We start from the raw sequence: 19246 nt of genomic DNA on the forward strand, positions 1-19246 counted from the left end.
CCATCGCAACGAGGCACGAGCAGGAGGCTGGTCATGTTTTTCGACAATGTGGTGTTCGCCGGAGTGCTGACAGTCGGCCTCATGGTTTTGTTCTTCGCAGGTTTTGGATTCTTCATCTGGAAAGACGCAAACAAGCGTAAAAAACCTTAAGTCTCTCCAGAGCAACGAGCACGCAAGGCATTTTGGGCAACTTCGGTTGCCCTTTTTTTTGCCCGCGAAAAAGTGGTCCGGCATTGAATGCCAGGCATAAAAAAGGTGCGCCCTGGGGCGCACCTTTTTTCTGGCCGGGACTCGCTCGTCAGCTGCCCAGGACCTTGGAAGCGGCCCAGAACAGGCCGGCCGACAGGGCTACGGTGGCGGGCAGGGTCAGGACCCAGGCCATCAGGATGGTCTTCACCGTGCCGCTCTGCAGGCCGCTCTTGTTGGCGACCATGGTCCCGGCCACGCCGGAGGAGAGCACGTGGGTGGTGGAGACGGGCAGGCTGAACACGTTGGCCAGGCCGATCAGGCCGGCTGCGGTGATCTGCGCCGACATGCCCTGTGCATAGGTCATGCCTTGCTTGCCGATCTTCTCGCCGATGGTCTGCACCACGCGTTTCCAGCCGATCATGGTGCCCAGGCCCAGGGCCAGGGCCACGGCCAGGATCACCCAGAATGGTGCGTACTCGGTGGTGGCGGTCAGGTCCTTGCGCAGCTTGTCCAGGTCGGCCTTTTCACGGGCGGCCAGGCCAGGCAGCTTGCCGACCTTTTTCGCCGTGTCGTCCAGGCACAGCAGGTAGCGACGCACTTCGATACGGTCTTCCGGGGACAGCGAGTGGTAGTCGGAAACGCCTTTGAGGCTGCTCAGCAGGGCGCTGATGGTCGGTTCGGTCTGCTGTGGGTTGCAGCGGAACTTGCCGGGAAGGTCGTCCTTCACGCTCTTGCCCAGGGCCAGGAACTCGCCCAGGGATTCATGGTTGCGCTGGTAGAACTGGCTCAGGTGCAGGGTGGCGTCGCGGGTACGCTCGATCTGGTAGGTGGTGCTGTTGAGGTCCAGCACGAATTGCGCGGGCACGATGCCGATCAGCACCAGCATGATCAGGCCGATGCCTTTCTGGCCATCATTGGAGCCGTGGACGAAGCTTACGGCCATGGCCGAGATCACCAGTACCAGGCGGTTCCAGAACGGTGGGTGCTTCTTGTCGTCGACCTTGCGCCGTTGCTCCGGGGTCTTGTGCATCTTCGAGATCGGGCGCCACCACTTCAGGCCGATCAATACCAGCGCTGCAATAATGAAGCCGGCCATGGGCGAGAACACCAGGGATGCACCGATATCGATCGCCTTCTGCCAGTTCACCCCGTCGCCCAGGGGGATGTCGTTGAGCAGGGCATTGGCCAGGCCGACACCGAGGATCGAGCCGATCAAGGTATGAGAGCTGGAAGCCGGGATGCCGAAGTACCAGGTGCCCAGGTTCCAGGCGATGGCCGCGGCCAGCAAGGAGAAGACCATGGCCAGGCCGTGGCCGGTGTTGACGTTGATCAGCAACTCGACCGGCAGCAGATGGACGATGGCATAGGCCACGCCGACACCGCCAAGGAGCACGCCGAGGAAATTGAATACACCGGAAAAGAATACGGCCAGGTGCGGCGGCATGGCTTTGGTGTAGATAACAGTGGCAACCGCATTTGCGGTGTCATGAAAGCCGTTGATGAACTCGTAGGCGAGGACAAAAGCCAGGGCGAGCAAGAGGCTCACAAGCACCCAAGCATCCAGTCCGCTGAATAAATCGATCATGAAGGTTTTCTGACCCGGTCATAAGGGGGCGCGATTATGCCAGAAAACCCTGCTAATCAATGCACAAGGTGCTCACCGGTAACATTCTTCAACGAAAAAGCTGACCCAGGGCAGAGTTTTTTCCGATCCACAACAGAGGCCGCAACCCACTGATTTCACTGGGGGAGGGCGGGTTGAACGCAAGTCGGAGCCAGGTTTTCTCGAGGTTAAAACGTTTGTATGAAATTTCAGGGAAAGGGCTTGTCGGGTGCTGTCTCTCGCCAGGATGGAGCTAGACAGAGAGCGGCTCGGGGTGTTGAGCGTCGATGACTGGCCTGGCCGTCGAGATCATCGATCGGACCAGGAGCAAGCCCCAGGCGTGTCAGGCCGATAACGTCACGGTTGTTCGGTCTTGAGCTCTTTTTCCATCTTTTGCAGTTCTTGGCTGAAGGCTTGGTCGGCGATGCTTGCACGTTTGCGCCAAGGTTTACGTTCAGGCTCTGGTTGGGCGGCATAAAGGGTGACTTCGCCACCGTAAACTTCCTTGTAACGTTGTTCCTGGCGCTCAAGTTCCGCGCGCAGTTCGTCTTTCGTCACAGTGTTACCTAATTGAGTAAAGGTCCATCCCGGTGTAACGCATGGCTGGGTACGGCTGTAAAGAGCTTGGGCATCGCCCACTAGAGCTCCTTGCTCCTGGCTCTTTCGCTCGTACCTTCTTGTTGTATGCGGCTACGCCACCGGATGAAGACAACTGTCGTAGCAACAGTGTTGTTTGTTGCAGGCGAATGAACCGAATCTAGTTTAGGGTCAAGCGCTTGCATTCGGCGACCAACTAAAGCTTGAGGTCACCTGGGCGAGATATCGCAGAACTGATTCTGCACTCCACACTCGACTAGTATAGCTTTGCTAAAGAATAACTCTATGACTGAGAAGCTTAAAATAGCCAACTTTATTATGAGAGTTTTGTTACATAGAAGTGTAATGGTTGCTCAAAAAAGGAGCGCCTAGTGTCGGTTTGTACAAGTCCAAATGAAGTGAATCTACCGGTTACGGGTTACAAAAATGGCATTGCAGCGCATAGAGCTTCCACTGGCAGCGATGCGGGCCCATGAAGCAGGGATACCGTGCCCGAATCCATAGGCTACGATGAGCGCCCCATAGTTCGATAATCGCCCTGGGTCGCTGGCAAGAACTTGTACTGCATCTCCAATGCAGTTTGTAATACGGCAGAATTTCGCCGCACAGAGCCCGCCATGAACGACCAGATGCGCAACTCCTTCACCTCGGCGGCGCCGCCGATCGTAGCGTCCGCGGCGAAGAGGATTCAGGCATTTGCCGGTGACCCGGACTTCATGACCTCCCTGGCCCGGGGCCTGGCGGTGATACAGGCGTTTCAGGAGCGCAAGCGGCACCTGACGATTGCCCAGATCAGCCACCGTACGGAGATTCCCCGGGCAGCGGTGCGGCGTTGCCTGCACACCCTGATCAAGCTTGGCTATGCCACTACCGACGGGCGTACCTACTCGTTGTTGCCCAAGGTCCTGACCCTGGGCCACGCGTATCTGTCGTCCACGCCCCTGGCCGTGTCCGCGCAGCCTTACCTCGATCGCATGAGCGAGCAACTGCACGAAGCTTGCAACATGGCCACCCTGGAGGGGGATGACATCCTTTATATCGCTCGTTCGGCCACCACCCAGCGGCTGATTTCCGTCGACCTTTCGGTGGGCGGGCGGTTGCCAGCCTATTGCACCTCCATGGGTCGGATCCTGCTGGCTGCGCTGGATGACTCATCGTTGCGTGAGTACCTCGAGCGTGCCGATCTGCAAGCCAAGACCAGTCGTACCCTGCATACCCCAGAGGCCCTGCTCGAGTGTTTGCACCAGGTTCGCCAGCAGGGTTGGTGCATTGTCGATCAGGAACTGGAGCAAGGGCTGCGTTCTATCGCGGTGCCGGTGTACGACGCTTCGGGGCAGGTGCTGGCGGCGCTGAATGTCAGCACCCATGCTGCTCGGGTCAGCCATGGCGAACTGGAGCAACGTTTCCTGCCTGGCCTACTCAGCGCTAGTCGTGAGCTCAGTGCCCAGTTGTTCGCTTAAGTCGTTCGATAAACGCACGAATATGCCGTTGGTGAATTGACGCTGTTTCCCCTGGCTCTTTAATGTCGCTGCAGCGAGATGGGTGACCTGTGTTCCAGCCTGGAAACAATAACAATGAACCAGCCGCAATCCGTTGTAGGAAACTGCCTGGATGTGCAGTCCTTTATCAATAACCAGCCCTTGTCGCTGTATCAGTGGCGCGTGGTGCTGTTGTGTTTCCTGATTGTCTTCCTCGATGGCCTGGACACCGCGGCGATGGGCTTTATCGCCCCGGCGCTGTCCCTGGACTGGGGGATCGAGCGCGCCAGCCTTGGCCCAGTGATGAGCGCCGCATTGATCGGCATGGTATTTGGAGCCCTGGGCTCCGGCCCGCTGGCTGACCGTTTCGGGCGCAAGATGGTCTTGGTAGGCGCGGTGCTGCTATTTGGCATCTTTAGCCTCGCCTCGGCCTATAGCACTAGCGTCGATCAGTTGCTGGTGCTGCGTTTTCTGACCGGGTTGGGGCTGGGAGCGGGAATGCCCAACGCCACTACGTTGCTTGCCGAGTACACCCCCGAACGCCACAAGTCGTTGTTGGTGACCGGCATGTTTTGCGGTTTCAACCTGGGCATGGCCGGTGGCGGATTCATTTCTGCCACATTGATCCCCACCTTCGGTTGGCACAGCTTGCTGCTGGTGGGTGGCATCTTGCCGATCTTCCTGGCCCTGGTGCTGATGGTGTGGTTGCCGGAGTCGGCGCGTTACCTGGTGGTTCGCCATCATGCTCCCGACAAGGTGCGCAAGGCCCTGGCACCGATCGCTCCGTCCATGGTCCATCAGGCCGGCAGTTTCAGTGTGCCGGAACTGCAAGCGGTCAAGGCGCGCAATGTCTTGGCCGTGATCTTTGGCGCGACCAGCGGCATCGGCACCTTGCTGCTGTGGCTGACTTATTTCATGGGGCTGGTGATTGTCTACCTGCTTACCAGCTGGTTGCCCACCTTGATGCGCGACAGCGGGGCGAGCATGGAGCAGTCAGCCGTCATCGGCGCCCTGTTCCAGTTGGGGGGCGTGCTCAGCGCGGTGCTGGTGGGGTGGGCGATGGATCGCTGTGATCCGCACCGGGTCATTGGAGCCTGCTACCTGCTGGCCGGGGTCCTGGCTTATGCCATCGGCCAGAGCCTGGGCAATATCACATTGCTCGCCACCCTGGTGCTGATCGCCGGGATGTGCGTCAACGGCGCGCAGTCGGCGATGCCATCCCTGGCCGCACGCTTCTATCCCACCCAGGGCCGGGCCACTGGAGTCTCGTGGATGCTGGGCATCGGTCGTTTCGGCGCCATCCTCGGAGCCTGGATGGGTGCGACCCTGTTGGGCCTGGGGTGGAGCTTCGAGCAAGTCCTGACGGCCCTGGTGGTTCCAGCAGTCCTGGCCACTGCCGCGGTCGTGATCAAGGGCCTGGTCAGCCGGGCTGATGCCACCTGAAATCCACCGTTGGCGATTGCAGGTCGCGCCTGGCCGCCGGGGAGGGTCATTGCGAGGGCAAGCGCCTGTCAGAGCCGACAGACCTGTCCAGGACCCGGAATTCCCGCGCTGAAAGAGCAATCGATAGCTTTGCAAGAATATGTTCGATAATCGAACACTTAGTCGATTATCGGATTGTTCGACGTTTTTGCCCGGCTTAACCTTCAGCCACTGCCAGGCGCCACGGCGTCTTTTTCCAGTCGCTGGACACCAACCGGGAGATCCATCCATGGCTGCAATCCTCTCGCTACGCGAGGCCGTGAAGCAGTTCATCCACGACGGCGATACCGTCGCGCTTGAAGGCTTCACCCACCTGATCCCTACGGCCGCAGGCCATGAAATCATTCGCCAGGGCAAGCAGGACCTGACCCTGGTGCGGATGACCCCGGACCTGATCTACGACCAGTTGATCGGTGCCGGCTGTGCTCGCAAGCTGGTGTTTTCCTGGGGGGGCAATCCTGGAGTGGGGTCGCTGCACCGCCTGCGCGATGCCGTGGAGAAACACTGGCCGCGGCCATTGGAGATCGAAGAACACAGCCATGCCGACCTGGCCAACGCCTATGTCGCCGGTGCTTCGGGCTTGCCGTTCGCGGTGCTTCGCGCCTATGCCGGCTCCGACCTGCCCAAGGTCAATCCGCTGATCAAGAGCGTGACGTGCCCCTTTACTGGCGAGGTGCTGGCGGCAGTACCTTCGGTTCGTCCCGATGTCACGGTGATTCATGCCCAGAAGGCCGACCGCAAGGGCAATGTGTTGCTGTGGGGCATCCTCGGGGTACAGAAGGAAGCAGCCCTGGCGGCCAAGCGCTGCATTGTCACCGTCGAGGAAATCGTCGACGACCTGGCCGCGCCGATGAACGCCTGTGTGCTGCCGACCTGGGCCTTGAGTGCGGTCTGCCATGTGCCGGGCGGTGCTCATCCGTCCTACGCCCATGGTTACTCCGAGCGTGACAACCGTTTCTATCAGGCCTGGGACCCGATTGCCCGGGATCGCGAGACGTTCACCGCATGGATCGACCACTACATCCGCGGCACCGCCGATTTCAGTGAATTCCAGGCCAAGCTGGCCGCAGCCCCGGAGGCCAAGCAATGACCTACTCCACGAGTGAGATGATGACTGTCGCTGCGGCCCGGCGGTTGCAGAACGGCTCGGTGTGTTTCGTCGGTATCGGCCTGCCATCCAAGGCCGCCAACCTGGCGCGCCTGACTTCCTCGCCCGATGTGGTGCTGATCTATGAGTCTGGTCCCATCGGTGCCAAGCCCAGTGTCCTGCCGCTGTCCATTGGCGATGGCGAGCTGGCGGAGACCGCCGATACCGTGGTGCCCACCGGTGAGATTTTCCGCTACTGGCTGCAGGGTGGGCGGATCGACGTAGGATTTCTCGGTGCAGCCCAGGTCGACCGTTTCGGCAACATCAACACCACGGTAGTCGGTGACTACCACCAACCCAAGGTTCGCCTGCCCGGGGCCGGTGGTGCTCCGGAGATCGCCGGCTCGGCAAAAAGCGTGCTGATCATCCTCAAGCAGTCCGCTCGTTCCTTCGTCGACAAACTGGACTTCGTGACTTCGGTCGGCCACGGCGAGGGCGGTGATTCACGCAAGCGCCTGGGGCTGCCGGGAGCCGGGCCGGTGGGGATCATCACCGACCTGTGCATCATGGAGCCCGAGGCCGATAGCAACGAGTTCATCGTCACCTCCCTGCACCCTGGGGTCACTCGCGAGCAGGTAACGGCCGCCACCGGCTGGGCCATTCGTTTCGCCGATGAAGTCGCCGAGACCGCCGCTCCCACCGCTCGCGAGCTGACGGCCTTGCGTGAGCTGGAGGCGCGCACCGCCCAGGCCCATGGCCAAGCCCCAGGAGAAGCCTGATGCGCGACGTATTCATCTGCGATGCCATTCGCACCCCCATCGGCCGCTTTGGCGGTGGTTTGTCGACTGTACGGGCCGATGACCTGGCGGCGCTGCCCATCACGGCACTCATGGAGCGCAATCCACGAGTGGACTGGAGTGCGCTGGATGAAGTGTTCCTCGGTTGTGCCAACCAGGCTGGCGAGGACAATCGCAACGTGGCGCGCATGGCCCTGTTGCTCGCCGGCCTGCCCGACAGCGTACCGGGGGTGACCCTGAACCGCCTTTGTGCCTCGGGCATGGACGCCATCGGCACGGCGTTTCGCGCCATTGCCTGCGGTGAGATGGAGCTGGCCATCGCCGGCGGTGTCGAGTCCATGTCGCGCGCGCCCTTTGTCATGGGCAAGGCCGACAGTGCCTTTTCCCGCAGCATGCAGCTGGAGGACACCACCATCGGTTGGCGTTTCATCAATCCGCTGCTCAAGGCCCAGTACGGCGTGGATGCCATGCCACAGACCGCCGACAACGTGGCAGACGACTATCGGGTCTCCCGGGCAGACCAGGACGCCTTCGCCTTGCGCAGCCAGCAACGCGCCGCTGCCGCTCAGGCCGCTGGCTTCTTCGCCGAGGAAATCGTTGCGGTGCGGATCGTCCACAAGAAGGGCGAGACGCTGTTGGCACAGGATGAGCATCCCCGCGCGGATACCAGCCTGGAGGCGCTGGGGCAGCTCAAGCCGATCAACGGGCCAGGCAAGACCGTCACCGCCGGCAATGCTTCTGGAGTCAACGACGGCGCTGCGGCGCTGATCCTGGCCTCTGCCGAGGCGGTGCACAAGCATGGCCTGACACCCAGGGCCAGGGTACTGGGCATGGCCAGTGCAGGAGTCGCGCCGCGGGTCATGGGTATCGGTCCGGTACCGGCGGTACGCAAGCTCACCGAGCGCCTGGGCCTGGCAGTCGATGCCTTCGACGTGATCGAGCTCAACGAGGCGTTCGCCAGCCAGGGCCTGGCGGTATTGCGTGAGTTGGGGCTGGCCGACGATGCGCCGCAGGTCAATCCCAATGGCGGGGCCATCGCCCTGGGGCATCCCTTGGGCATGAGCGGCGCGCGACTGGTACTGACGGCCCTGCATCAGCTGGAGAAGACCGGCGGTAAGCGAGGCCTGGCCACCATGTGCGTGGGGGTGGGCCAAGGCCTGGCGTTGGCCATCGAGCGGGTTTGATGCGGTGCGCCAGTGGCCGCCGCAGCGGCTGCTGGCCGCTGTTCACTGATTGCGTGGAACGGGAATGTTGCCAAGTGTGTCTAGACTCACACTGTCCCCCATGAGTGAAAAGACATGACTACAACGACAAGTCACTACACCGGAGAGGAACGCAGCAAAAGGATCTTTGCCATCGTCGGCGCTTCGTCCGGCAACCTGGTGGAATGGTTCGACTTCTATGTCTACGCCTTCTGTGCCATTTACTTTGCCCCGGCTTTCTTCCCTTCCGACGACCCTACGGTGCAGTTGCTCAATACCGCCGGGGTATTCGCCGCCGGGTTCCTGATGCGTCCGATAGGTGGCTGGTTGTTCGGCCGGGTCGCCGATCGCCATGGGCGCAAGAACTCGATGATGATCTCGGTCTTGATGATGTGCGCCGGTTCCCTGGTCATCGCCTTTTTGCCCACCTACGCCAGTATCGGTGCCTGGGCGCCGTTCCTGCTGCTGATGGCACGCCTGTTCCAGGGGTTGTCGGTGGGGGGCGAGTACGGCACCACTGCGACCTACATGAGTGAAGTGGCGCTCAAGGGCCAGCGTGGCTTCTTCGCCTCTTTCCAGTACGTGACCCTGATTGGTGGGCAATTGCTGGCGGTGCTGGTCCTGGTGATCATCCAGCAATTTCTCGACGAGGCTGAGCTCAAGGCCTGGGGTTGGCGCATTCCGTTCGTGATCGGCGCCATTGCCGCGTTGATCTCGCTGCTGTTGCGGCGTTCGCTGAAGGAAACCAGCAGCAGGGAAACCCGCGAGGACAAGGAAGCCGGCAGCGTTGCCGCCTTGTTCAAGCATCATTCGGCGGCGTTCATTACTGTTTTGGGGTACACCGCCGGCGGTTCGCTGATTTTCTATACCTTTACCACCTACATGCAGAAGTACCTGGTGAATACCGCCGGCATGCCGGCCAAGACGGCCAGCTATGTAATGACTGGCGCGCTGTTCCTGTACATGTGCATGCAGCCGTTGTTCGGCATGCTGGCGGACCGGATCGGCCGGCGTAACTCCATGCTCTGGTTCGGTGCTTTGGGCACGTTGTTCACGGTGCCGTTGCTGTTGAGCCTGAAGACCGTCAGCAGCCCGTTCCTGGCTTTCGTTCTGATCACCCTGGCCCTGGCCATCGTCAGTTTCTACACCTCAATCAGCGGTCTGGTGAAGGCCGAGATGTTTCCGCCACAGGTGCGGGCGCTGGGGGTAGGGCTGGCTTACGCGGTGGCCAATGCGATCTTCGGCGGCTCGGCGGAATGGGTGGCCCTGAATTTCAAGAACATGGGCATGGAGAACACCTTCTACTGGTACGTTACGGCGATGATGGCGATCGCCTTCCTGTTCAGTCTGCGATTGCCCAAGCAAGCCGCGTACCTGCACCACGATCTTTGACTGGCCGACCTGCACCGCTACAGGGAGCAGGTTGCCAAAGGACTGTTTATGACCCCAGCTGCGAGCAACCAACTGTTCGATGCTTATTTCATTGCCCGGGAAATGCGCGGCGTGTTCTGCGACCAGGGGCGGGTCCAGGGCATGCTCGACTTCGAAGCCGGGCTGGCCCGAGCCGGAGTGCGGGCTGGGCTGGTTCCGGCCAGTGCGCTAGGGCCTATCGAGGCTGCCTGCCAAGCCGGCCTTTATGATCTTGAGGCCCTGGGCGAGGCCATCGCCACGGCCGGCAATCCGGCCATTCCCCTGGTCAAGGCCCTGGGCCAGCAGGTGGCTCAGCACAGTATCGAGGCCGAGCGTTATGTGCATCTGGGAGCCACCAGCCAGGACGCGATGGACAGCGGGCTGGTCCTGCAATTACGCAGTGCCTTGTTCTTGCTGGAGCAGGACCTGCAGCGCCTGGGCGATGTGCTCGCTACCCAGGCCCAGCGCCATGCCCTGACCCCTCTGGCAGGCCGGACCTGGTTGCAACAGGCCACTCCGGTGACCCTGGGGATGAAGATCGCTGGTTGGCTGGGGGCGCTGACGCGCAGTCGCGAGCGCCTGCAACAACTCAAGCCGCGCCTTCTGGTGCTGCAGTTTGGCGGCGCCTCCGGCACCCTGGCGGCCTTGGGCGAGCAGGCACTGCCGGTGGCCCGGGCCCTGGCCGAGGAGTTGCAACTGCGCCTGCCGGAACAGCCCTGGCACACCCAGCGCGACCGCCTGGTGGAGTTCGCCTCGGTGCTGGGCTTGCTGGCCGGTAGCCTGGGCAAGTTGGGGCGGGACGTCAGCCTGTTGATGCAGACCGAAACTGCGGAAGTATTCGAGCCTGCGGCGGCGGGCAAGGGCGGTTCATCCACCATGCCCCATAAGCGCAATCCGGTGGGCTCGGCCGTGCTGATCAGCGCAGCGACCCGGATTCCCGGGTTACTGGCGACCCTGTTCAGTGTCATGCCCCAGGAGCATGAGCGCAGCCTGGGGTTATGGCATGCGGAATGGGAAACCCTTCCAGAGATCTGCTGCCTGGTTTCTGGCGCCTTGCGCCAGGGCCTGTTGTTGGTGGAAGGCCTGGAGGTGGATGGACAACGCATGGCTCGCAATCTGGAGCTGACCCAGGGATTGGTATTGGCCGAGGCAGTGAGTATCGCCCTGGCCCAACGGCTGGGGCGGGAGGCCGCCCATCATCTGCTGGAGCAGTGTTGCAGGCGTGCGGTGGCCGAACAGCGCCATCTGCGTGCGGTATTGGGCGACGATGAAAAGGTCGCCGCCGAACTGTCGGCGGCGGAACTGGATCGCCTCTTGGACCCGGCGCATTACCTGGGCCAGGCGCAAGCCTGGATCGAGTGCGCCGTGGCTGAACATTTTGCCTTTAAGGCCTGAAGGAGAAAGCCGTGGGATTCGTGAAACTCGCCGGGGGCGAACTGCACTATCAACTGGAAGGCCCGGCGCAGGCGCCGGTGCTGGTGTTGTCCAATTCCCTGGGTACCAACCTGCACATGTGGGACAAGCAGATGCCGATCTTCAGCCAGCACTGGCGGGTGCTGCGCATGGATACGCGGGGTCATGGCCGGTCCCTGGTCACCGATGGGCCCTACAGCATCGAGCAACTGGGGCGCGATGTCCTGGCCTTGCTCGATGCCCTGGATATCCCGCGAGCTCATTTTTGTGGCCTATCCATGGGTGGGCTGATCGGCCAGTGGCTGGGGATCAACGCCGGTGAACGCCTGGACAAGCTGGTGGTGTGCAACACCGCCGCGAAGATCGCTGATCCTACGGTGTGGAACCCGCGGATCGAGACGGTCTTGCGTGACGGCCAGGCTGCGATGGTAGCCCTGCGGGATGCCTCCATCGCTCGCTGGTTCACTGCCGATTACGCCGAGGCCCATCCGGACCAGGCCAAGCTGATCACCGATATGCTGGCCGCCACCTCGCCCGAGGGCTATGCGGCCAACTGTGCGGCGGTGCGTGATGCCGACTTGCGCGAACAACTGGCGGCGATCAAGGTGCCGACCCTGGTGATCGCCGGCAGCGAGGATGCGGTGACTCCACCTGCCGGAGGGCGCTTTATCCAGCAGCAGGTAGCGGGTGCCGAGTACGCCGAGTTTCGTGCCGCGCACCTTTCCAATGTCCAGGCTGCCGATGCGTTCAGCGCTCGGGTCGTGGATTTCCTGCTGGCTTGAGATCGATCGAAGGAGCCTTGCATGGATGAGAAACAGCGTTATGCCGAAGGTCTGGAAGTACGGCGTGCGGTCTTGGGCGATGCCCATGTCGAGCGCAGCCTGGCGGCCCTGACCGAGTTCAATTCGGAGTTCCAGGACATGATTACCCGCCATGCCTGGGGCGACATCTGGACCCGTCCGGGCTTACCACGGCATACCCGCAGCCTGGTGACCATCGCCATGCTGATCGGCATGAATCGCAACGAGGAACTCAAGCTGCACCTGCGGGCGGCTGCCAACAATGGTGTGAGCCGGGGGGAAATCAAGGAGGTGATCATGCAAAGCGCGATCTACTGCGGGATTCCTGCGGCCAACGCCACCTTTCACCTGGCCGAGTCAGTGTGGGACGAGTTGGGAGTGGAGTCTCGCCGGGCGCCTTAGGCGAGGGGGCGTGGCGTTCAGGTACAAACGAAAAACCCACCGTCAGGTGGGTTTTTCATGCAGCCAGGTCAGGCTTTAGAACAGGTGCAGCGCGGGGGCTTTCTTTTCCGCCGTTTGCTCGTTCTTCGCGGTCTGCTCGCTCCAACCGCCACCTAGGGCCTTGTACAGGTTGACCTCGCTGGTCAGCTGCGCCAGGCGATCGGTGATCAGCGCTTGTTGAGCACTGAACAGCGAGCGCTGGGCGTCGAGGAAGGTCAGGTTGCTGTCGACCCCGATGCGGTAGCGGCGCTCGGCCAGACGGTAGTAGTCCTGGTTGGCGCTGACGAAATCACGCTGGGCCTGCAACTGCTGGTTGTAGGTCTGGCGTGCGGCCAGGCCATCGGAGACTTCCTGGAAGGCGGTCTGGATGGACTTCTCGTACTGCGCGACGCTGATGTCCTTCTGGATCTTGGAGTAGTCCAGGCTGGCGCGCAGGCTGCCGGCGTTGAAGATCGGCAGGTTGATCTGCGGCTGGAACAACCAGGTACCCGAGCCGCCCTTGAACAGGCCGGAGAGATCCGGGCTCAGGCTGCCGGCGTTGGCCGTCAGGCTGATGCGCGGGAAGAATGCCGCGCGGGCCGCGCCGATATTGGCGTTGGCTGCCTTGAGCTTGTACTCGGCCTCGAGGATGTCCGGACGGCGTTGTAGCAATTCCGACGGCAGGCCCGCTGGCAGTTCGCTCAGCAGGTCGGCCGACAGCGGTTGCGAGGCTGACAGGTTGGCCGGGATCGCAGTGCCCAACAGCAGGGTCAGGCTGTTTTCATCCTGGGCCACCTGGCGGGTGTAGCGGGCCAGTTGCACCCGGGCGTTTTCCACTGAGGTACGCGACTGGCTCAGGTCCAGGGCGGAAGCGACGCCGACCTCGTTGCTGCGGGAAGTCAGGCGGTAGCTTTCTTCGTAGGTCGCCAGGGTTTCCTGGGTCAGCTTCAGCAGTTCCTTGTCGGCCTGCCAGGTGATGTAGGCGTTGGCAACGCTGGCCACCAGGCTGATCTGGGTGCTGCGCCGCGCTTCTTCAGTGGAGAAGTAGTTCTGCAGCGCTTGCTCGCTCAGGCTGCGCACGCGACCGAACAGGTCCAGCTCGTAGGCACTGATGCCCACGGTAGCCGAGTGCTGGCCGGTGATCCGGTCCTCACCTGTCCCGTTTACCCGGGCCGGCGTGCGTTGGCGCTGGCCGCTGACGTTGGCGGAAACCGCGGGGAACAGGTCCGCCCGCTGGATCTGGTACTGCGCCGCATAGGCATCGATGTTCAGCGCCGCGACCTTCAGGTCGCGGTTGTTTTCCAGGGAAACCTGGATCAGCTGCTGCAGCGCCGGGTCATGGAAGAACTGCCGCCAGCCCTGTTCGGCGGCCGCCACGTTGGCGGCCTCCTTTGGCGAGTAGGCCGGGCCTTGGGGGAATTGCGCCGCCACCGGCGCGTCCGGGCGCTGATAATCCGGTATCAGCGAGCAACCACTTAGCGCGATGGCGGTGATTGCCAGGGAGAGTAGCGACTTGCTCATTGGCCAGCCTCATTAGAATTTTCAGTGGTTTCTGATTGGTCCGCTTTCCTGCGGCCCATGGACGACACGACGACGAAGAACAGCGGGACCCAGAAGATCGCCAGGATCGTCGCGGTAAGCATACCGCCAATTACACCGGTACCGATGGCATGCTGGCTACCGGCACCTGCACCACTGGAGGTGGCCAGGGGCACGACCCCGAGGACGAAGGCCAGGGAGGTCATGATGATCGGCCGCAGGCGCATGCGGCAGGCTTCGACCGCGGCATCGATCAGAGAGCGTCCCTGCTCGTGCAGTTCCTTGGCGAACTCGACGATCAGGATGGCGTTCTTCGCCGCAAGGCCGATGGTCACCAACAGACCTACCTGGAAGTACACGTCGTTGGACAGGCCGCGCAGGCTGGTGGCCATCAGCGCACCGATGATCCCCAGTGGTACCACGAGCATGACCGCGATCGGAATCGACCAGCTTTCATACAGGGCCGCCAGGCACAGGAACACCATCAACAGGGACAAGGCGTACAGCGCTGGCGCCTGGGAACCCGAGAGGCGTTCCTCGTAGGACAGGCCGGTCCAGGAGATACCGACACCTGGCGGCAGCTTGGCGGCAATGGCCTCGACCTCGGCCATGGCTTCACCGGTGGTGTAGCCAGGAGCCGGGGCCCCGAGGATCTCCATGGCCTCCACACCGTTGTAACGGGCCAGCTTCGGCGAACCGTAGATCCACTCACCCTTGGCGAAGGACGAGAACGGCACCATGGTCCCGGCGCTGTTGCGCACGTACCACTTCTTCAGGTCCTCGGGGCTCATGCGCGCACCGGGTTGGCCCTGGATGTACACCTTCTTCACCCGACCGCGGTCGATGAAGTCGTTGACGTAGCTACTACCCAGGGCGATCGACAGGGTGTTGTTGATATCGCTGAGGGTCACGCCCAGGGCGCTGGCGCGCTCGTCGTCGATGGTCAGCTGGTATTGCGGCTCGTCGTTCAGGCCGTTCGGACGGACCTGCGACAGCACCTTGCTCTGGGCTGCCATGCCGAGGAACTGGTTGCGTGCAGCCATCAGTTTCTCGTGGCCGATACCGGCGCGGTCCTGGAGGAACACGTCGAAACCGGTGGCGTTACCCAACTCCAGTACCGCAGGCGGGGCGAAGGCAAACACCATCGCGTCGCGGAAACTGAAGAAGTGCATCTGCGCGCGCTGGGCCAGGTTGAACACGCTGTTTTGCGCAGAGCGCTCGCCCCATGGCTTGAGCATGATGAAGGCCATGCCGGAGCTCTGGCCGCGGCCGGCGAAGTTGAAGCCGTTCACGGTGAACACCGAGGCAACGGTGTCCTTTTCCTTGTCCAGCAGGTAGGAACGCATTTCGTCGACCACCACCTGGGTCCGCTCGGCACTGGAGCCGGCTGGCGTCTGTACCTGGGCGAACAGTACGCCCTGGTCTTCTTCCGGCAGGAACGCGGTCGGGATACGGGTGAACAGCCACATCATGCCCACCACGATCAGCAGGTAGGCCAGCAGGTACGGCGCCTTGTGCCGCAGGATGCTGGCGACGCCGCGCTCGTAGCGTTTTACGCTGTAGTCGAAGGTACGGTTGAACCAGCCGAAGAAGCCGCGCTTCTCGCCATGGCCTTCAGGGATGGCCTTGAGCATGGTGGCGCACAGGGCTGGGGTGAAGATCAGGGCTACCAGTACCGACAGGGCCATGGCCGAAACCACGGTGATCGAGAACTGCTTGTAGATCACGCCGGTGGAGCCGCTGAAGAACGCCATCGGCAGCAATACAGCCGACAGCACCAGGGCGATACCCACCAGGGCGCCCTGGATCTGGCCCATGGACTTCTTGGTCGCTTCCTTGGGCGACAGGCCTTCCTCCTGCATCACCCGCTCGACGTTCTCCACCACGACGATGGCGTCGTCCACCAGCAAGCCGATGGCCAGTACCATGCCGAACATGGTCAGGGTGTTGATGCTGAATCCGGCTGCCGCGAGGATGCCGAAGGTACCCAGCAGTACTACCGGAACCGTCATGGTGGTGATCACCGTGGCGCGGAAGTTCTGCAGGAACAGGAACATCACCAGGAACACCAGGACGATGGCCTCCACCAGCGTCTCGACCACGCTCTTGATCGATTCGGTCACCACCGGGGTGGTGTCGTACGGGAATACCACCTTCATGCCTTGCGGGAAGAAGGGTTCCAGATCGCTGATGGTCTTGCGCAGTGCTTTTGCGGTATCCAGGGCGTTGGCACCGTTGGCCAGCTTCACCGCCAGGCCGGAAGCCGGATTACCGTTGAACTGGGCGCTGATGGCGTAGTTCTCGCCACCCAGGGCCACATCTGCAACGTCACCCAGGCGTACCTGCGAACCATCCTTGTTGACCTTCAGCAGGATCGCCTTGAACTGCTCGGCAGTCTGCAGGCGGGTCTTGCCGATGATGGTGGCGTTCAGTTGCTGGCCAGGCATGGCAGGCAGGCCGCCGAGCTGGCCGGAGGACACTTGCACGTTCTGTGCGGCAACCGCGGTCTTCACATCCACCGGGGTCATGTTGAAGTTGTTCAACTTGGCCGGGTCGAGCCAGATACGCATGGCGTACTGGGCACCGAACACCTGGAAGTCACCGACGCCCGGAGTCCGGGAAATCGGGTCTTGCATGTTCGACACGATGTAGTTCGACAGGTCGTCCTTGGACATGCTGCCGTCCTCGGATACCACGCCGATCACCAGCAGGAAGTTCTTCACGGCCTTGGTAACGCGGATACCTTGTTGCTGCACTTCCTGGGGCAGCAGCGGGGTGGCCAGGTTCAGCTTGTTCTGTACCTGGACCTGCGCGGTGTCCGAGTTGGTGCCCTGCTCGAAGGTGGCAGTGATGGTCATGCTGCCGTCGGAGTTACTTTCCGAGGACACATAACGCAGGTTGTCGATACCGTTGAGCTGTTGCTCGATCACCTGGACCACGGTGTCCTGCACGGTTTGTGCAGAAGCACCTGGGTAGGTCACGGAGATCGCGATCGATGGTGGTGCGATGCTCGGGTATTGGTTGATCGGTAGTTTGAGGATCGCTAGAGCCCCGACCAACATGATCACCAGGGCGATTACCCAGGCGAAGATCGGACGGTCGATAAAGAATTTCGACATGGTTTACTCCCCTTTGCCGCCTGCAGTCTTGTCAGTTGCCTGTGCAGGGGCCGGGTTCTTCGCAGGTACGTTGGTGGCTTCGCTGGCCTTGACTTCAATGCCCGGCTTGACGAACTGCAGGCCTTCGGTGATCAGGCGGTCGCCGGCCTTCAGGCCGTCTTCAACCAGCCACTGGCTGCCGACGGTGCGGCTGGCCTTGAGCTGGCGCAGCTCGACCTTGTTGTCGGCACCCACTACCAGCGCGGTAGGGGCACCCTTGAGGTCACGGGTCACGCCTTGCTGTGGCGCCAGGATCGCCGCGCTGTTCACCCCGGCTTGCAACTGGGCATGTACGAACATGCCAGGCAACAGGGTGTGTTCCGGGTTCGGGAACACTGCACGCAGGGTCACCGAGCCGGTGGTCTCGTCCACCGAGACTTCGGAGAACTCCAGCTTGCCGTCGAGCTTGTACTGGCTGCCGTCTTCCAGGGTCAGCTTGACCTTGGCAGCGTTGTCGCCAACTTTCTGCAGGCGACCGCTTTCCAGCTCGCGCCGCAGCTCCAGCAACTCAACCGAGGACTGGGTGACATCGACGTAGATCGGATCCAACTGCTGGATCACTGCCATGGCAGTAGCCTGGCCGTTGCTCACCAGGGCGCCCTCGGTCACCGAGGAGCGGCCAATGCGGCCGGTCAGTGGCGACAGCACTTTGGTATAGCGCAGGTTGATCTGGGCGTTTTGCAGCGAGGCCTCGGACTGCAGGCGGTTGGCCACGGCAGTGTCGTATTCCTGGCGGCTCACGGCCTGTTCACTGACCAGTTGCTTGTAGCGATCGGAAATCGACTTGGTCGACTGCAGGTTCGCTTCGGCACTTTTCAGCGTGGCTTCATAGATCGATGGATCGATCTGATAAAGCTGCTGGCCTTCCTTCACATCACCGCCTTCCTTGAACAGGCGCTTGAGAATGATCCCGTTTACCTGTGGACGAACTTCAGCAATACGGAACGCAGTGGTCCGCCCCGGGAGTTCGGAGGTCAAGGTAAAGGCTTGTGGTTGCAAGGTGACGACGCCGACCTGAGGGGCTTGAGGGGCAGGGGCCGCCTCTTCCTTTTTACATCCGCTGAGCAGCGATGCCAGGGCGACGGCAGTGACCAGGGCGGTAACAGCTGGCTTGAATTGCATGAAGATCCTCGGGTCAGGCACGCAAGATGCGCACAAGAAAAGTGGAAGGATAAAAAGAATTGGCTGAGTGGATTAGTAGCTTGCTAATGAATATACTTACGTACATGGTTGTTTGTAAATACCTTAGCGGAGTACCCATCCGGTTAAAAAAGCTCCCGCTGGTGTTGAATTGTAGGCTGGGTAAACGGCACCCGAGATGTCGTTCCATATTTATTCAGAAGGCCCTCGCGTATCGTTGGAGGGACCTGATCGAGGTTTTACTGCCATGGTCCGTCGTACCAAAGAGGAAGCTCAAGAAACCCGTGCCCAGATACTCGAAGCGGCCGAAAAGGCCTTTTACGAACGTGGCGTGGCGCGTACTACCCTGGCCGATATTGCGACGCTGGCAGGCGTGACGCGCGGGGCGATCTATTGGCACTTCAGTAACAAGGCCGACCTGGTGCAGGCCATGTTCGACAGCATGCGCGAACCCTTGAGCGAAATGGCGGCCGCCGGTGAAAATGTAGAAGAGTTGGATCCATTGGGTTGGATGCGCAAGCTGCTCATTCATCTGTTTCATCAAATAGCCCTGGACCCGAAAACCCGACGCATCAATGAAATTCTGTTTCATAAGTGTGAGTTCACCGATGAAATGTGCGACCTGCGTCGTCAGCGCCGTGCGGCCAGCCTGGAGTGCAACCTGCATATCGAACTGGTGCTGAGCAACGCAGTCAATCGCGGCCAGTTGCCGGAAAACCTCGATACAAGGCGGGCGGCTATCAGCATGCGGGCCTTTATCGATGGCATTCTCTACCAGTGGCTGTTGGCCCCGGACAGTTTTGCCCTGCATACCGAAGCGGAGCGCTGGATTGACATTGGACTCGACATGTTGCGCCTGAGTCCGAACCTTCGTCATTAAGACAAAATGCGTAATTGAATCTGGTTGTGTCAAGATTTATGACAAGGGAGT

General features: G+C 61.4%; 16 protein-coding genes. 11 read left to right on the forward strand and 5 right to left on the reverse strand.

The genetic code is table 11. From position 1 onward, the window contains the following. The first annotated feature begins 33 nt into the window (after nt 1-33). Nucleotides 34-150, forward strand: a complete 117-nt coding sequence (gene ccoM, locus C4K39_RS31950) for a cytochrome c oxidase subunit CcoM (protein WP_007959205.1) — start codon at nt 34-36, stop codon at nt 148-150. A 148-nt stretch (nt 151-298) separates the two neighbouring features. On the opposite strand, the gene C4K39_RS06730 is transcribed toward ccoM, so the two are convergent. Then, nucleotides 299-1774, reverse strand: a complete 1476-nt coding sequence (locus tag C4K39_RS06730; protein WP_053135489.1) for an inorganic phosphate transporter — start codon at nt 1772-1774, stop codon at nt 299-301. A gap of 375 nt (nt 1775-2149) precedes the next feature. Next, the gene (locus C4K39_RS06735) at nt 2150-2350 is read right to left on the reverse strand and encodes a hypothetical protein (RefSeq protein ID WP_068581982.1); all 201 of its coding nucleotides are present in this window, start codon (nt 2348-2350) and stop codon (nt 2150-2152) included. Between the two features lie 656 nt (nt 2351-3006). Here C4K39_RS06735 and pcaR point away from each other — a divergent pair. From pcaR to pcaC, 9 genes are all read left to right on the forward strand, one after another. After that, nucleotides 3007-3849, forward strand: coding sequence for a pca regulon transcriptional regulator PcaR (gene pcaR, locus C4K39_RS06740; RefSeq protein ID WP_068581983.1), 843 nt, complete (start codon nt 3007-3009; stop codon nt 3847-3849). 114 nt (nt 3850-3963) lie between these two features. Further along, nucleotides 3964-5310 (forward strand): 4-hydroxybenzoate transporter PcaK, encoded by a 1347-nt coding sequence (gene pcaK, locus C4K39_RS06745; RefSeq protein ID WP_124345928.1) that lies wholly within the window; start codon nt 3964-3966, stop codon nt 5308-5310. Nucleotides 5311-5578: 268 nt separating this feature from the next. Next, the gene (locus C4K39_RS06750) at nt 5579-6439 is read left to right on the forward strand and encodes a CoA transferase subunit A (RefSeq protein WP_068581988.1); all 861 of its coding nucleotides are present in this window, start codon (nt 5579-5581) and stop codon (nt 6437-6439) included. Next, nucleotides 6436-7215 carry a CoA-transferase subunit beta gene (locus tag C4K39_RS06755; protein ID WP_068581991.1) on the forward strand — a complete coding sequence of 260 codons (780 nt, stop codon included), beginning with the start codon at nt 6436-6438 and terminating at the stop codon, nt 7213-7215. Before C4K39_RS06750 ends, C4K39_RS06755 begins: the two co-directional genes overlap by 4 nt. Then, nucleotides 7212-8417, forward strand: coding sequence for a 3-oxoadipyl-CoA thiolase (gene pcaF / locus C4K39_RS06760; RefSeq protein WP_178083982.1), 1206 nt, complete (start codon nt 7212-7214; stop codon nt 8415-8417). Before C4K39_RS06755 ends, pcaF begins: the two co-directional genes overlap by 4 nt. Before the next feature lie 114 nt (nt 8418-8531). Then, entirely contained in the window at nt 8532-9827 is a 1296-nt protein-coding gene (locus tag C4K39_RS06765) for an MFS family transporter (RefSeq protein ID WP_124345930.1), read from the forward strand. A gap of 48 nt (nt 9828-9875) precedes the next feature. Next, nucleotides 9876-11240 (forward strand): 3-carboxy-cis,cis-muconate cycloisomerase, encoded by a 1365-nt coding sequence (locus C4K39_RS06770; protein WP_068582000.1) that lies wholly within the window; start codon nt 9876-9878, stop codon nt 11238-11240. A gap of 11 nt (nt 11241-11251) precedes the next feature. Then, nucleotides 11252-12040, forward strand: a complete 789-nt coding sequence (gene pcaD / locus C4K39_RS06775) for a 3-oxoadipate enol-lactonase (RefSeq protein WP_068582003.1) — start codon at nt 11252-11254, stop codon at nt 12038-12040. A 21-nt stretch (nt 12041-12061) separates the two neighbouring features. Further along, nucleotides 12062-12460, forward strand: a complete 399-nt coding sequence (gene pcaC / locus C4K39_RS06780) for a 4-carboxymuconolactone decarboxylase (protein ID WP_124345931.1) — start codon at nt 12062-12064, stop codon at nt 12458-12460. 75 nt (nt 12461-12535) lie between these two features. Here the strand turns inward: pcaC and adeC are convergent, their stop codons facing one another. From adeC to emhA, 3 genes are read right to left on the reverse strand one after another with little or no spacing between them, the layout of a single operon-like run. Further along, the gene (gene adeC / locus C4K39_RS06785) at nt 12536-13999 is read right to left on the reverse strand and encodes an AdeC/AdeK/OprM family multidrug efflux complex outer membrane factor (protein ID WP_068582010.1); all 1464 of its coding nucleotides are present in this window, start codon (nt 13997-13999) and stop codon (nt 12536-12538) included. Further along, a complete protein-coding gene (locus C4K39_RS06790) occupies nt 13996-17136 on the reverse strand; it encodes an efflux RND transporter permease subunit (protein WP_068582012.1) in 3141 nt (1046 codons plus the stop codon). Before C4K39_RS06790 ends, adeC begins: the two co-directional genes overlap by 4 nt. Nucleotides 17137-17139: 3 nt before the next feature. After that, nucleotides 17140-18297, reverse strand: a complete 1158-nt coding sequence (gene emhA / locus C4K39_RS06795; protein ID WP_068582014.1) for an efflux RND transporter periplasmic adaptor subunit EmhA — start codon at nt 18295-18297, stop codon at nt 17140-17142. A gap of 265 nt (nt 18298-18562) precedes the next feature. On the opposite strand from emhA, the gene emhR reads away from it, so the two are divergent. Then, a complete protein-coding gene (gene emhR / locus C4K39_RS06800; protein WP_068582020.1) occupies nt 18563-19195 on the forward strand; it encodes an efflux system transcriptional repressor EmhR in 633 nt (210 codons plus the stop codon). Nucleotides 19196-19246: the final 51 nt, after the last annotated feature.

Source organism: Pseudomonas sessilinigenes (genome assembly GCF_003850565.1).
Taxonomy (GTDB): Bacteria; Pseudomonadota; Gammaproteobacteria; order Pseudomonadales; family Pseudomonadaceae; genus Aquipseudomonas; species Aquipseudomonas sessilinigenes.

What these genes read in the sequence shown, in the direction of transcription:
- C4K39_RS06755 (WP_068581991.1), top strand. Translation starts at nt 6,436, where the DNA reads ATGACCTACTCCACGAGTGAGATGATGACTGTCGCTGCGGCCCGGCGG.
- C4K39_RS06770 (WP_068582000.1), top strand. Translation starts at nt 9,876, where the DNA reads ATGACCCCAGCTGCGAGCAACCAACTGTTCGATGCTTATTTCATTGCC.
- pcaR (WP_068581983.1), top strand. Translation starts at nt 3,007, where the DNA reads ATGAACGACCAGATGCGCAACTCCTTCACCTCGGCGGCGCCGCCGATC.
- ccoM (WP_007959205.1), top strand. Translation starts at nt 34, where the DNA reads ATGTTTTTCGACAATGTGGTGTTCGCCGGAGTGCTGACAGTCGGCCTC.
- C4K39_RS06765 (WP_124345930.1), top strand. Translation starts at nt 8,532, where the DNA reads ATGACTACAACGACAAGTCACTACACCGGAGAGGAACGCAGCAAAAGG.
- C4K39_RS06730 (WP_053135489.1), bottom strand. Translation starts at nt 1,774, where the DNA reads ATGATCGATTTATTCAGCGGACTGGATGCTTGGGTGCTTGTGAGCCTC.
- C4K39_RS06790 (WP_068582012.1), bottom strand. Translation starts at nt 17,136, where the DNA reads ATGTCGAAATTCTTTATCGACCGTCCGATCTTCGCCTGGGTAATCGCC.
- adeC (WP_068582010.1), bottom strand. Translation starts at nt 13,999, where the DNA reads ATGAGCAAGTCGCTACTCTCCCTGGCAATCACCGCCATCGCGCTAAGT.
- C4K39_RS06750 (WP_068581988.1), top strand. Translation starts at nt 5,579, where the DNA reads ATGGCTGCAATCCTCTCGCTACGCGAGGCCGTGAAGCAGTTCATCCAC.
- emhR (WP_068582020.1), top strand. Translation starts at nt 18,563, where the DNA reads ATGGTCCGTCGTACCAAAGAGGAAGCTCAAGAAACCCGTGCCCAGATA.
- pcaC (WP_124345931.1), top strand. Translation starts at nt 12,062, where the DNA reads ATGGATGAGAAACAGCGTTATGCCGAAGGTCTGGAAGTACGGCGTGCG.
- emhA (WP_068582014.1), bottom strand. Translation starts at nt 18,297, where the DNA reads ATGCAATTCAAGCCAGCTGTTACCGCCCTGGTCACTGCCGTCGCCCTG.
- pcaK (WP_124345928.1), top strand. Translation starts at nt 3,964, where the DNA reads ATGAACCAGCCGCAATCCGTTGTAGGAAACTGCCTGGATGTGCAGTCC.